A 12,951-nucleotide genomic window follows, 5' to 3' on the forward strand; every position below is an offset into this window, starting at 1 on the left:
AGTTGTCCCGCCAGGGGCACGGCTGGTTGGCTACGTTCGGTCGGGATAACCGCTGAAAGCATCTAAGCGGGAAGCCTTCCTCAAGATGAGTTCTCCCTCCCCGTTTCGGCGGGGGTAAGGCCCCCAACAGACTATTGGGTTGATAGGCCGGAGATGGAAGCATCGTAAGGTGTGGAGTCGACCGGTACTAATAGGCCGAGCGACTTGACACACATTATGTTTCGGTTGGCGATTCTGCTGCAGATTGTGTTCGCGTCCCTGTGCGGTTCCTGGAAAACAAACGGGAACCGTTTGAAATTTTGAATATCGAGCCTGACGGTTCGGACGAGTCTTGCCGCGCTCCTTGTGTTGGGGTGTGTGCGTGGGTCGTTCGGTGGTTATGGCGAAGGGGAAACACCCGGTCCCATCCCGAACCCGGAAGTTAAGCCCTTCAGCGCCGATGGTACTGCATGGGAGACTGTGTGGGAGAGTAGGACACCGCCGGACATTTATTAGGGGGAGGCCCCGCCACGAAAGTGGCGGGGCCTTCTTCATTTTCCGGGGTCTTTGTGCGTCGGAGGAAGCTCCGTCCCGGTAGTGGATGCGTCAAGATGGGCGTACCAGTAGGGAGGAGAACCACCTATGGCCAAGTACCTGCTGCTCAAGCACTACCGTGGCGCTCCGGCCTCGGTGAACGACGTGCCCATGGAGAAGTGGACGCCGGAGGAGATCTCGGCGCACGTGCAGTACATGCGCGACTTCGCGGCCCGGCTGGAGGAGAGCGGCGAGTTCGTCGACAGCCAGGGACTCGCGCCCGAGGGAACGTTCGTCCGGTACGACGGTGAAGGACGCCCGCCGGTCACCGACGGCCCGTTCGCCGAGACCAAGGACCTCATCGCCGGGTGGATGGTCATCGACGTCGACGGCTACGAGCGCGCCATCGAGCTGGCCGGGGAGCTGTCGGCCGCCCCGGGGGCCGGCGGCGAGCCGATCCAGGAGTGGCTGGAAGTGCGCCCGTTCCTGGCCGCCACGTCGACCACCACGGAGTGTCATCACCGATGAACGAGGCTCTGCTCCGGAGCCTGGTGCCGAGCGTGCTCGGGATCCTCGTCCGCCGCGGGGCCGACTTCGCGTCGGCCGAGGACGCCGTGCAGGACGCCCTGGTGAAGGCGGTCAGCGTCTGGCTGGACGATCCGCCGCGGGACCCGAAGGGGTGGCTGATCACCACGGCCTGGCACCGGTTCCTCGACGCGACCCGGGCGGACAGCGCCCGCCGGCGGCGCGAGGAACTGCTCGTGGAGGAGCCGGCGGCCGGTCCGGCCTCCGAGGTGGACGACACGCTCCAGCTCTACTTCCTGTGCGCCCACCCGTCGTTGACGCCGTCGTCCGCGGTCGCGCTCACGCTGCGGGCCGTGGGAGGGCTCACCACCCGCCAGATCGCCGCGGCCTACCTGGTCCCCGAGGCGACCATGGCGCAGCGGATCAGCCGCGCCAAGCGCACCGTCTCCGGCGTGCGGTTCGATCAGCCGGGCGATGTCGCCACCGTGCTGCGCGTCCTCTACCTGGTGTTCAACGAGGGCTACTCCGGTGACGTCGACCTCGCCGCCGAGGCGATCCGGCTCACGCGCCGGCTCGCGGCGTCGATCGACCATCCCGAGGTGGCGGGACTGCTCGCGCTCATGCTGCTCCACCACGCCCGGCGCGCCACGCGGACGGCGCCCGACGGCGGCCTGGTGCCGCTCGCGGAGCAGGACCGCGGCCGCTGGGACACCGCGCTGATCGCCGAGGGCGTCGAGATCCTTCAGGCGGCACTCGCCCGTGACCGGCTGGGCGAGTTCCAGGCCCAGGCCGCCATCGCGGCGCTGCACGCCGACGCGCCCACGGCGGAGGAGACCGACTGGCCGCAGATCGTCGAGTGGTACGACGAGCTCGCGGAGCTGACGGACAGCCCTGTCGTGCGGCTGAACCGCGCCGTGGCCGTCGGTGAGGCCGACGGGCCGCACGCGGGACTGGCGGCGCTCGCGGAGCTGGACGACTCGCTGCCCCGCCATGCCGCGGTCGCCGCGTACCTCCATGAGCGCGCGGGGGACCTGGCGACGGCGGCGCGCCTGTACGCGGAGGCGGCAGGGAAGGCCCCCAACCTCGCCGAACGCGATCACCTGACCCGCCAGGCCGCCCGCCTGAACAGCACCCGCCGCTGACGGTCAGGCGGGGGCGGCCTCCAGGCGGGCCAGGTGGGCCGCGGCGTCGTCGAGGGCGGTCTCGGCGAAGACCTGGACACCCGCGCGGCGCAGCAGGGCCGTCGTGATGCCGGCGCCGGGCGTCTTGGTGCCGGTGAACGTCCCGTCGTGGACGTGGTGGGTGGCGCAGGAGGGGCTGCCCTCCTTGAGGATCGCCATGCGGGCGCCGGCGCGTTCGGCGGCGGCCAGGGCCAGGCGGGCGCCGCGGAGGAAGGCGGCGGTGACGTCGGTGCCGTCGGCGGTCAGGACGCGGGCGGTGCCGTCCAGGACGGCGGCGGCGTCCCCGTCGAGTTCGGCGGGCGGGCGCGGGGTGGGCAGGCCCCCGGACACCTCCGGGCAGAACGGCACCAGGCGGCCCTCGGCGCGCCAGCGGTCCATGAGCGCGCCGTGCACGGGTTTGGCGGCGCCGTCGTAGCGGACGGGCCGTCCCAGCAGGCAGGCGCTCACCAGGATGCGTTCCATGCCGTCCAGGTTATGCGGCCCCGGAAACCGTCTCTTGCGTCTGGTGGGACGGCGGCGAATAGTTGAAGTGACCCCGTTCACAGGAGCGTCGGCATGGTCCTTCTCGGCCGCCCCGTACCGGAGGCGCAGCCGCGGGTGCGTCCCGCGGGTTCGGCGCTGGTTTCGTGGATCACGACCACCGATCACAAGGTGATCGGATATCTGTATCTGACCACCTCGTTCGTCTTCTTCCTGCTGGCCGGGCTGATGGCCATGGTGCTGCGGGGAGAGCTGGCCGAACCGGGCCTGCAGATGGTGAGCAACGAGCAGTACAACCAGATGTTCACCGTCCACGGGACGGTGATGCTGCTGCTGTTCGCGACGCCGCTGTTCGTGGGGTTCGCGAACGTGATCATGCCGCTGCAGATCGGGGCGCCGGACGTGGCGTTCCCGCGGCTCAACATGTTCAGCTACTGGCTGTTCCTGTTCGGCGGGCTGATCGTGTTCTTCTCGTTCGTGGCGCCGGGCGGGGCGGCGAGCTTCGGCTGGACGGGGTACGCGCCGCTGTCGGACGCCGTCCGGTCGCCGGGGGTGGGCGGCGATCTGTGGATCATGGGGCTGGTGCTGTCGGGGTTCGGCACCATCCTGGGCGGGGTCAACTTCATCACGACGATCATCGGGATGCGGGCGCCGGGCATGACGATGTTCCGGATGCCGATCTTCACCTGGAACATCCTGCTGACGAGCCTGCTCGTGCTGATGGCGTTCCCGGTGCTGGCGGCGGCGCTGCTGGCGCTGGAGGCGGACCGGCGGCTGGGCGCGCACGTGTACGACCCGGCGCTGGGCGGCGCGCTGCTGTGGCAGCACCTGTTCTGGTTCTTCGGCCATCCCGAGGTGTACATCATCGCGCTGCCGTTCTTCGGCATCATCACCGAGGTCATTCCGGTGTTCAGCCGCAAGCCGCTGTTCGGGTACATCGGGATGGTGGGCGCGACGATCACGATCGCCGGGCTGTCGATGGCGGTGTGGGCGCATCACATGTTCGCCACCGGGCAGGTGCTGCTGCCGTTCTTCTCGTTCATGTCGTTCCTGATCGCGGTGCCGACCGGCATCAAGTTCTTCAACTGGGTCGGCACGATGTGGCGCGGGACGATCACGATGGAGACGCCGATGCTGTTCTCGGTCGGTTTCCTGGTGACGTTCCTGTTCGGCGGGCTGACCGGGGTGATCCTGGCGTCGCCGCCGCTGGACTTCCACGTCACGGATTCGTACTTCGTGGTGGCGCACTTCCATTACGTGGTGTTCGGCACGGTGGTCTTCGCGATGTTCGCGGGCTTCTACTTCTGGTGGCCGAAGATGACGGGGAAGATGCTGAACGAGCCGCTCGGCAAGTGGCACTTCTGGTTCCTTTTCATCGGCTTCCACACGACGTTCCTGGTGCAGCACTGGCTGGGGGCCGAGGGGATGCCGCGGCGGTACGCGGACTACCCGGATGAGTTCACGGCGCTGAACCGCGTGTCGAGCCTGGGCGCCCTGATCCTGGGGCTTTCCACCCTGTTCTTCATCTACAACGTGTACCGGACGGCCCGGCACGCGCCGCGGGTGGACGCCGACGATCCGTGGGGGTTCGGCAACTCTCTGGAATGGGCGACGTCGTCCCCGCCGCCACGGCATAATTTCGTCGCGATCCCCCGGATCCGGTCCGAACGACCCGCGTTCGACCTGCACTTTCCGCGGCGGACGGCGGTGGAGCAGGGGCGTGTTGGTCCATCGAAGCAATGAGGTTTCCGCCCGCCCGGCCGACCGCTTCGTCACGCGGGAGTAACAATCACCTGCCATGAGGCAAACCCGCCGAGTGTCTCGCGGGGATGGAGTACGGTTCTCACACCGTCGAGTGAGATGGATCACAGGAGACCGTAGGGGGCGCCGTGAGCGTTGTCCGTGCCGCCGGCGTGGGGGCCTGATGGCGGGGCGTACGAGGTCGGTCAAGTCCAGGATCGTGATCCTGCTCGTCCTGCCGGTCACCGCGTTGGTGGCGCTGTGGGCGTTCGCCGCGGCCCAGTCGCTGCAGGACAGCCTCCGGCAGACGCGGGCGCGCACGTTCACCGAGAAGGTGCTCCGGCCGACCGACCAGATGATCGCGGCGCTGCAGGACGAGCGCCGCATGTCGCTGTCGTTCCTCGGCGACGACGCCACGATCGGCCGCGCCGGGTTCGACGCCCAGCGCGCGGAGACCGACCGCACCCGCGACCTGTTCCGCCGGTCGGCGGCCGACGGCGACATCGCCGGCGCGACCCGGCCGGCGACGCGGGACCGGATGGCGCGGCTGGCGAGCGCGCTCACCGGCCTGGACGAGCTGCGCCGCTCCGTGGACGGGCGGGCGCTGGACCGCTCGCAGGCGCTCGGCCGCTACACCGAGTACATCGAGCTGGCCGCCGAGATCTACGACGAGGTCCACTCGCTGGACCCCGAGCTCGTGCGGGCCAACCGCATCCTGCGCACCCTGGAACGAGCCAGGGAGAACCTCGCCCGCGAGGACGCGCTGGTGACCGGCGCGCTGGCGGCCGGGCGGCTGGAGGGCCAGGAGCACCTGCAGCTGGTGCAGCTCGCCGGGGCGCACCGGTTCCTGTACGACGACGCCTCGCGCGGCCTCCCGCCCGCCGAGCGCGCGGCGTACGAGCGGATCGTCTCCGGCCCCGAGTTCACCCGGTTCAAGGACCTGGAGGACCGGCTGATGCGCGGCGGCGCGACCGATCAGCGGCCCGCCGTCGACATCGGCGCGTGGCACACCTCGACGGAGTCCGCGGACGCCCAGCTGGCGGGGTTCTCGAACGAGATCCGGTCCGGCACCACGGCGCGCGCCCGCGACGAGGCGAACAGCGTGCTGCTGCGGCTCGGCCTGATGGGCGGGCTCGGGCTGGTCGCGGTCGTGGTGGCGATCGTCGTCGCGGTGCGGGCCGGCCGCCGGCTGATCGTGGAGAGCCGCGACATGGCCGCCACCGTGTCGGAGTTCGCGCACCACCGGCTGCCGGAGATCAGCGAGCGGGCGCGGCGCGGCGAGCCCGTCCCGCAGGAGGCGCCGCGCGCGTCCGGGGCGTTCCGGGTGACGGAGATCGCGCAGATCGACCGCGCGTTCGGTGAGGCCCGCCGGGAGGTCGTCCGCGCGGCCGAGGGCGAGGCGGCCGCGCACAAGCGGCTGAACGAGGTGTTCGTGACCCTGGCCCGCCGCAACCAGTCGCTGCTGCAGCGGCTGCTGCGGATGCTGGAGGGGATGCAGCGCGCCACCGAGGACCCGGACGAGCTGGAGCGGCTGTTCGAGCTCGACTCGCTGGCCACCCGGATGCGGCGGCACGCCGAGGGCCTGGTGATCCTGTCCGGCCGCCCGTCCGGCCGCAGCTGGCGCAACCCCGTCCGGCTCGTGGACGTGGCCCGCGCCGCGGCCGCCGAGGTGGAGGACTACGCCCGCGTCGAGGTCGTGCCGATGGGACGGACCGCGCTGACCGGCCCCGCCGTGGCCGACACCATCCACCTGATGGCCGAGCTGATCGAGAACGCGGCGGCGTTCTCCCCGCCCAGCACCCCGATCCGGGTGACCGGCCAGCAGGTCGCGCACGGCTTCGCGCTGGAGGTCGAGGACCGCGGTCTCGGCATCGACCCGGAGACGATGGCGGAGCTCAACCGGCTGCTGGCGACCGACCCCGAGCTGGACCTGGACGACAGCGCCCGGCTCGGCCTGTTCGTGGTGGCGCGGCTGGCGGCCCGGCACGGCATCAAGGTCACGCTGCGCGGCTCGCCGTACGGCGGCGTCATCGCCATCGCGCTGGTCCCGCCGGAACTGGTCGTGGAGCCGGGCGAGATCGACGCGGCCGCCCGCCGCCGCGCGCCCGCCCCGATCGCCGCCGGCCCGTCCGGGACCGTACCGGCCCTGGCCGCGCCCGTGCCCACCGGGCCCGCGAGCGGGGGCGAGCCGGCGCACCGTCCCAGCGAGGCGACCGGCCCGATCGCGACGATCGGCCCCACCGGCTTCGCCGGCCCGACCGGCCCCGGCACCACCCCACCGGCCGACCGCCCCGGCGCCCCCCTGTGGGGCGACGCCCCCGCCCCGCAGACCGACGGCCCCGGCCCCGGCGAAGGCGCCTCCCCCGCCGGAACGGGCGGGTACGCGCTCCCGAGCAGGCCAGGCGAGTACACGTCCCCCGGTGGAACGGAGGGTCATGCGTCTCCCGGCGCGTCCGGCGAGTACGCCTCCTCCGGCGGGTACGCGTCCGGCGGAGCGGAGGGACATGGGGCCTCCGGCGAGACGGGCGAGTACGCGTCGTCCGGGGGGTCCGGGGAGTATGCGAGCTTTTCGGGGGGTGCCGGGGAGCATCCGCCGACGTTGACGACCGGGGAGCTGCCGTTGCCCAGGAGGCGGCGGCAGGCGAGTATCGCGCCGCAGCTCAAGCGGTCCCCGCAGGAGGAGGAGCCGGCGGCGGAGGACGAGCCGGTGGCGCGGTCGCCGGAGGCGGCGCGCGATCTCATGGCGACGATGCAGCGCGGCTGGCGGCGCGGCCGGGACGAGGCCGCGCCGGACGGCGGTGAGCAGGGGCCGGAGGGGCCCGGCGGCGACGGCTCCTGGTACGGGGGCGGCGGCGCGTGATGTCCGGGGGCGGGCCGGACGACCTGTGGGTCGATGAGGAGGCCGGGCCGGTGGTCCGGCCGTTCGCCGTGGCGCGCGGCCGGACCCGCCAGCGCGGCGGCGAGCTGGACCTGATCGCGGTCGTGGTGACGGCCGAGGTGCCGATGCCGGAGCCGGCGACGCTGGGGCCCGAGGACGAGCGGATCCTGGAGCGCTGCATCAACCCGGTGTCGGTGGCCGAGCTGGCCGCCGACCTGCTGCTGCCGGTGGGCGTGATCCGCGTGCTGCTGGGCGATCTGATCGAACGGGGCCTGCTGGAGGTCCAGACTCCGGTCCTCCAGGCGGGCCGTCCCGACGTGCGCATTCTCAAGGAAGTGATCGATGGTCTCCGTGCGCTCTGACGGGCTCCGGGCCCGGGGCAAGGCGCTGCTGGCCGGGACGGCGCTGCTGGCGCTGCTGGCGGCGGGCTGCGGCGGTGCGGGCGACGACGGCTCGGCGTCGCCGGCCCCGGGCGTCACCGGGAAGCCGTGCCCGCAGCCGGTCAACAAGGACAACGGCTGCATCTACCTGGGCATCGTCTCCGACCTGTCGGCGGGGCCGTTCAAGTCGCTGGGGGTGCCGCTGACGCGGGCGCAGCAGGCGTTCTGGGACCGGATCAACCGGCAGGGCGGCATCGGCGGGTACGACATCGACGCGCGCACGTACGTCCGCGACAACAGGTACGACCCCGCCACGCACCGCCGCGCCTTCCAGGAGATCAAGGACGATGTGCTGGCGCTGGCGCAGAGCCTGGGGTCGCCGACGACCGAGGCGATCCTGACCGAGCTGCGCGCCGCGCGGATGATCGCGGTGCCCGCCTCGTACCCGTCCAAGTGGGAGTTCGAGAACGTCATCCTGGAGGCGGGGGCGTCGTACTGCTTCGAGGCCATGAACGGCATCGACTACGCCGTCGACAACCTGGGGGCGCGCAGCGCGATGGCGGTGTACTTCCCGGGGGACTACGGCGGCGACGCGGCGGCCGGTGCGAAGGCCGCCGCCCGGGCGCGCGGGCTGTCGTACTCGGAGGTGCCGACCCGGCAGGGCGCGGCGGCGCAGGACGCGGCGATCAGGGCGATCGTGGAGCGCAAACCCGACGTGGTGATGCTGACGACGGGCCCGGCCGAGGCGGCGGCCATCGTCGCCAAGACCGTGGCCGCGGGGTTCGGCGGCCGGTTCATGGGCAGCAACCCGACCTTCGTCAAGGAGCTGTTGCGTTCGCCGGCGTTCCCGGTGCTGAAGGAGCGGTTCTGGTACGTGGCGCCCTGGAAGCCGTTCGCGTACGACTCGCCGGGGCACACCGCGATGCGCCAGGCGCTCGGCCGGGTGGATCCGGACGACTCGTACACCACGGGCTGGACGCTGTCGTACGCGCTGAAGACCGTCCTGGAGAAGGCGGCGGCGAACGGGAACCTGACGCGGGAGGGCGTGTACGAGGCGCTCGGCCAGGTGACGCGGGTGGACTACGAGGGCATGCTGCCGGCGCACGCGGGCGACTTCTCGGGCACCCCGAACTCGGCGGCGTTCCGCGAGTCGGTGATCTCGCGTCCCGACGAGCGGCAGTACACCGGCACGCGGGTGATCACGGACTTCCTCGCGGGGCGGACGGTCAAGGCCCACCGGCTCGACACGCCCTGCTACAACCCGCGGTGACCCCGGAGCCGGCCCCGGCCGCGGCTCAGCGCTTGTCGGCGCGGATCCGGTCCACGGCGAGCTGCGCGACCCGTACGGCGGCGCCGGGGTTGAGGCGGACGCCGCGCCAGGCGGCCCGGCCGTGCGCGGGGGCGACGATGAGCGCCTGGTTGCGGCGCACGCCGCGCATGATGTCGCGGGCGAGTTTCTCGGCGGTGTAGAGCCGCGGGGACGCCTTGGCGATGTCGTCCTTGGCGTCGCCGCTCATCGGCGTCTCGGGCAGGCCGGGGTTGACGTTGGCGAGCAGCGGGGTGTCGACGAAGCTGGGGCACACGACGCTGACCTTGACGCCGCGGCCGGCGGCCTCGGCGCGCAGGCCGAGCGACAGGCCGACGACGGCGTGCTTGGTGGCGGTGTAGGGGATCCCGATCGGCATCGGGACGAGCCCGGCGAGCGAGGCGGTGTTGACGATGTGCCCGGAGCCCTGCTCCAGCATGAGCGGGTACGCGGCGTGCACGCCGTGCACCACGCCCTTGAGGTTGATGTCGATCGCGCGGTTCCAGTGGTCGAGGGTGAGCTCCTCGGCCAGCCCGCCGATCGCGATGCCGGCGTTGTTGAACACCAGGTCGAGCGCGCCGTGCTCGTCGCGCACCGCGCCGTAGGCCGCGGCGACCGCGGCGGCGTCGGTGACGTCGAGCCGGGCGGCGGACGCCTTGCCGCGGCCGAGCGTGTTGAGGCGGTCGGCGACCTTGCCCGCGCCGGCCTCGTCGATGTCGGTGACGACGACGGTGTCGCCGCGGGCCACCAGTGCCGTGGCGATGGCCCGGCCGATGCCGGACGCGCCCCCGGTCACGATAGCGATGCTCATCGCGCTGCTCCGCTCACATATTGGATGCCGTGTTGAATTGCGCCGAGTCTAGGGCGGCCGCGTCCCCTTGAACACCCGTCCCGGGCAACACTCCGGCCCGCCTCCCGCGCACATTCGCACGGGAGGCGGGCGGGGCGCGGCGGCTCAGGCGGCCTTGGGCGCGCGGCGCCGGGTGTTCGTGCGGCGCTGCTTGGGCTCGTCCCAGATGCCCAGCGCCTTCCACAGCCGGCGGTTGACCGGGGTGATCAGGCCCAGCTCGAACATCAGGTCGCGGACCTTGCCGACCGAGTCGCTGACCTCGTCCATGTGGGCGCCGTCCTTGTACGCCTCGCGGACGACCTCCGGCGGGATGTTGAACCGCTTGACCATCGGCCCGGGCGGGGAGAGCATGATCCGCGCCATCCAGCCGAGGATGAGCGGCGAGGCGATGCCGATGGCGCGCCGCCGGCCCTTGCTCAGGTTGGGCACCCGGTGCTTGAGGTAGTGCCGGGCGAACGAGATGTGCCGGGCCTCCTCGGCGATGTGGATCTTCATGATCATCTCTTCGAGCGGGTGCTTGATGTGCCCGCCCTTGAGGTTCTTGCGCTGCACGTAGTCGATCGGGTCCTCGCCGCCGAGCACGAAGATGAAGAAAAGCTCCGTGTTGACCAGCGGGATCCAGGGGGCGACCTGGGCGAGCGTGGTGAGCGCCCGGGGCATGCCGCGGATCGGCATCTTCGTGCGGTTCACGAACTCCTGGAACATCATGCCGTGATGACATTCCTCGGTCGTCTCGTGGTAGACGTACCGGAACTCGGGCCGCCCGTTCGGCAGCCAGTACGCGTAGTTGAGCAGCCCGCGCTTGAGCAGGTTCTCGAACTGCAGCCCGATCTTCATCGCGGTGGCCACCCGCCACAGCCCGATCTGCGCCTGGATCTCGACCGGCTGTGACCGGTACCACTCGGTGCGGCCGAGCTGGTCCATCTCGCCCAGGATCCAGCGCGGGTCGTTCGGGTCGATCTGGAGTTCCGGGTCGTCCCAGGGGATGTCGACGTACGCTTCCCAGTGCTTGTCGACGGACGCCTTGTTGAGGCGGTCGATGACGCCGTGGTAGGAGCCGCGGTCCTTGACCTGCTCGCGGACTTCCTCGGCGAGTTCGGTGGGGGCTTTGGTCATGTCGGGGGCTCCCTCGCGGGTCGTGCTCAGGGGTGGGGTCGGGGTCAGGGGGCGGGTGCGGCGGCGGGGGCCGCCTCGGCCGGGGCGGCCGTACCCGGTACGGCGCCGGTGTCGGGGACGAGCAGCCGGGCGAAGTCCTTCAGCTGGGCCAGCACGGCGGCCTGGTGGCCGCGGGCGTCGCCGTCCAGCGAGTTCTGTAGCGACAGCCCGACCAGCAGGGCGAACAGGCCGCGGATCAGGGTGTCCACGAGATCCGGCGGGAGGGTCTCCGGGAACAGGTCGTGGAACACCTCCTTGACGATCTGGATCACGCGCTCGTTGAGGTCGACGCTGAGGGCGCGCAGGTCCTCGTCGGTACGGCCGGCCAGGGCCAGCTCCAGCAGCGCCATCGCGGGCGGCTGCCGCAGCGTGTCCCAGAACAGGTCCAGGGCCCCCGCGACGTCGCGCCGGTCCTGGGGGAGTGCGGCGAACGCCTGCTCGTACTCGGCCCGCAGCCGGTCCAGCAGGTGCTCCAGAGCGGCGGCGACCAGCGCCATCTTCGTCGGGTAGTGGTGCTGCTGCGCGCCGCGCGAGACGCCGGCGCGCCGCGACACCTCGGTCGTCGACAGGCCCGACCAGCCGAGATCGGCCAGTGCCTCGGCGGTGGCGTCCAGCAGCCGCTGCTGGGTCTCGGTCCGCCGCTGGGCCTGGGTGCGCCGCCCGCCGTGCCGGCGGTGGTGGCGCCGTCGCTCGTTCACTGACACACCTCGAAGGTACGAGCGCGGTTACAAGCAAGCAAGCCTGCTTGTATGTTGCGCGCATCACAATTGGACATCGAGTCTGATTCGCTCGCGGCCATGGACGCGTGTACGCCTTGCGGTGTACGGGCTCGCGGCTTGCTGCACCCCTGGATGCAGCCCGGGTGACGCTCCTCACCCGACGACGGGCGGCATGCCGGTGGACGAGGATCGCGTCCATGGCGGAGACGACGGGGTCCCCGGTGACGATCAGGTCCGAGGCCCGCGGCGCCCGGGGCCGGGTGACGTGCCCGCTCGCGGCGGTGTCCCTGGGCGTGGCGTGGCCGGCCGGGACGCTGGTCCTGGGCGACACGCTCGCGGCCGCACTGGACCGCCTCCCGGCGTCCGGCCCGGAACGCGGCGGCTCCCTGACGCTGCTCCGCGACGCGCCCGCGATCTTCGGGACGGTGGCGCTGCTGGTGGCGGGGCTCGGCGTCCACCGCGCGTTCGCCGCCACCCGCGGGCGGCGCGCCCCCGAGCGGGCGCGGGTGCCGCCGGCGGAGCACCGTACGGCGACGGCGCGCATCCTGGTCGGGCTCGTGCTGGCGGCCATCGCCGCGGGCGCGGTCGTCACCGGCGCGCTGATCGGCTCGGCCAGCATGACCGACGCGGGCGCCGCAATGACGGTGGCCGTCACGGCCCTGCTCGGCCCGGCCGCCGCCCGCCTCGCGGCGGTCCTCACGAGCGCCTCGCCGGCCGGCATCCCCAGGGGCGGCCCACCGGCCGCCCGTGACTCACGTTGTGCGGCCGGGGTGGTCATGGTGGGGGCCGGGGCGGTCGCGCTGCTGGCGGTGGTCGCCGGGGCGGCGCGTGCGGCCGCCGGGCGGCTGCCGGCGGGGACGGACGCGAGCGCGCTCGCCGGTGCCGTGGACGGCATGTTCGCGCTGGCGGTCGTGGTGGTGCTGCTCGGGACGGTCGGCATGCCGGCTCGGCCGGTGCGTGCGCGCATGGTGCGGGCCGTTCCAGCGCGGGATAGGGCGGGGCTCTGGGAGGCGCTCGTCGGGGTGCTGCTCGGTACGGCCGCGGGCACCGGGATCGGGCTGTTCCTGGGGTGGGCGCTGACCAGGGCGCGGGATGCGCCGTTCGCCGCCCAGCCCCTCCAGATCGGCCTGATCGTCGTCGCCGGGGCCGCCGCCGGGATCCCGATCGCCGCCCGCGCGGCCCGGCGCGGGGCCGCGCACCCCGCGGCGAAAATGCGTTGATCGT

General features: G+C 72.3%; 11 protein-coding genes and 2 rRNA genes. 9 read left to right on the top strand and 4 right to left on the bottom strand.

Features of this window, described 5'->3' with window-relative positions:
• The 4 genes from ACA361_RS27455 to ACA361_RS27470 form a co-directional block, all read left to right on the top strand.
• Positions 1-212 (top strand): 23S ribosomal RNA (locus ACA361_RS27455); the annotation flags it as partial.
• A gap of 157 nt (positions 213-369) precedes the next feature.
• A 5S ribosomal RNA gene (gene rrf / locus ACA361_RS27460) occupies positions 370-486 on the top strand.
• A 135-nt stretch (positions 487-621) separates the two neighbouring features.
• Positions 622-1,041, top strand: coding sequence for a YciI family protein (locus ACA361_RS27465; protein ID WP_375016483.1), 420 nt, complete (start codon positions 622-624; stop codon positions 1,039-1,041).
• Positions 1,038-2,180, top strand: coding sequence for an RNA polymerase sigma factor (locus ACA361_RS27470; protein WP_375016485.1), 1,143 nt, complete (start codon positions 1,038-1,040; stop codon positions 2,178-2,180). The genes ACA361_RS27465 and ACA361_RS27470 overlap by 4 nt, the downstream gene beginning before the upstream one ends.
• A 3-nt stretch (positions 2,181-2,183) precedes the next feature.
• On the opposite strand, the gene ACA361_RS27475 is transcribed toward ACA361_RS27470, so the two are convergent.
• Complete coding sequence (locus ACA361_RS27475) at positions 2,184-2,681, bottom strand: DUF523 domain-containing protein (RefSeq protein WP_375016487.1); 498 nt, start codon at positions 2,679-2,681, stop codon at positions 2,184-2,186.
• Between the two features lie 93 nt (positions 2,682-2,774).
• Between ACA361_RS27475 and ctaD the strand changes: the two genes are divergently transcribed.
• The 4 genes from ctaD (at position 2,775) to ACA361_RS27495 (ending at position 8,967) form a co-directional block, all read left to right on the top strand.
• Positions 2,775-4,442 (top strand): cytochrome c oxidase subunit I, encoded by a 1,668-nt coding sequence (gene ctaD, locus ACA361_RS27480; RefSeq protein ID WP_375016489.1) that lies wholly within the window; start codon positions 2,775-2,777, stop codon positions 4,440-4,442.
• 181 nt (positions 4,443-4,623) lie between these two features.
• Positions 4,624-7,299, top strand: coding sequence for a nitrate- and nitrite sensing domain-containing protein (locus ACA361_RS27485; protein WP_375016491.1), 2,676 nt, complete (start codon positions 4,624-4,626; stop codon positions 7,297-7,299).
• Positions 7,299-7,679 (top strand): DUF742 domain-containing protein, encoded by a 381-nt coding sequence (locus ACA361_RS27490; protein WP_375016493.1) that lies wholly within the window; start codon positions 7,299-7,301, stop codon positions 7,677-7,679. Before ACA361_RS27485 ends, ACA361_RS27490 begins: the two co-directional genes overlap by 1 nt.
• Complete coding sequence (locus ACA361_RS27495; protein ID WP_375016495.1) at positions 7,660-8,967, top strand: ABC transporter substrate-binding protein; 1,308 nt, start codon at positions 7,660-7,662, stop codon at positions 8,965-8,967. Before ACA361_RS27490 ends, ACA361_RS27495 begins: the two co-directional genes overlap by 20 nt.
• 25 nt (positions 8,968-8,992) lie before the next feature.
• Here ACA361_RS27495 and ACA361_RS27500 read toward each other — a convergent pair whose 3' ends face one another.
• The 3 genes from ACA361_RS27500 to ACA361_RS27510 form a co-directional block, all read right to left on the bottom strand.
• Positions 8,993-9,814 (bottom strand): SDR family NAD(P)-dependent oxidoreductase, encoded by an 822-nt coding sequence (locus ACA361_RS27500; RefSeq protein WP_375016497.1) that lies wholly within the window; start codon positions 9,812-9,814, stop codon positions 8,993-8,995.
• Positions 9,815-9,958: 144 nt separating this feature from the next.
• Positions 9,959-10,969 (bottom strand): diiron oxygenase, encoded by a 1,011-nt coding sequence (locus tag ACA361_RS27505; protein WP_375016498.1) that lies wholly within the window; start codon positions 10,967-10,969, stop codon positions 9,959-9,961.
• A gap of 44 nt (positions 10,970-11,013) precedes the next feature.
• Entirely contained in the window at positions 11,014-11,706 is a 693-nt protein-coding gene (locus ACA361_RS27510) for a TetR/AcrR family transcriptional regulator (protein ID WP_375016499.1), read from the bottom strand.
• A gap of 218 nt (positions 11,707-11,924) precedes the next feature.
• Between ACA361_RS27510 and ACA361_RS27515 the strand changes: the two genes are divergently transcribed.
• Complete coding sequence (locus ACA361_RS27515; RefSeq protein WP_375016501.1) at positions 11,925-12,947, top strand: hypothetical protein; 1,023 nt, start codon at positions 11,925-11,927, stop codon at positions 12,945-12,947.
• The last annotated feature ends 4 nt before the right edge of the window (positions 12,948-12,951 follow it).

Origin of the sequence: Actinomadura sp. 21ATH, from assembly GCF_041951345.1 — a bacterium.
Lineage (GTDB): Bacteria > Actinomycetota > Actinomycetes > Streptosporangiales > Streptosporangiaceae > Spirillospora.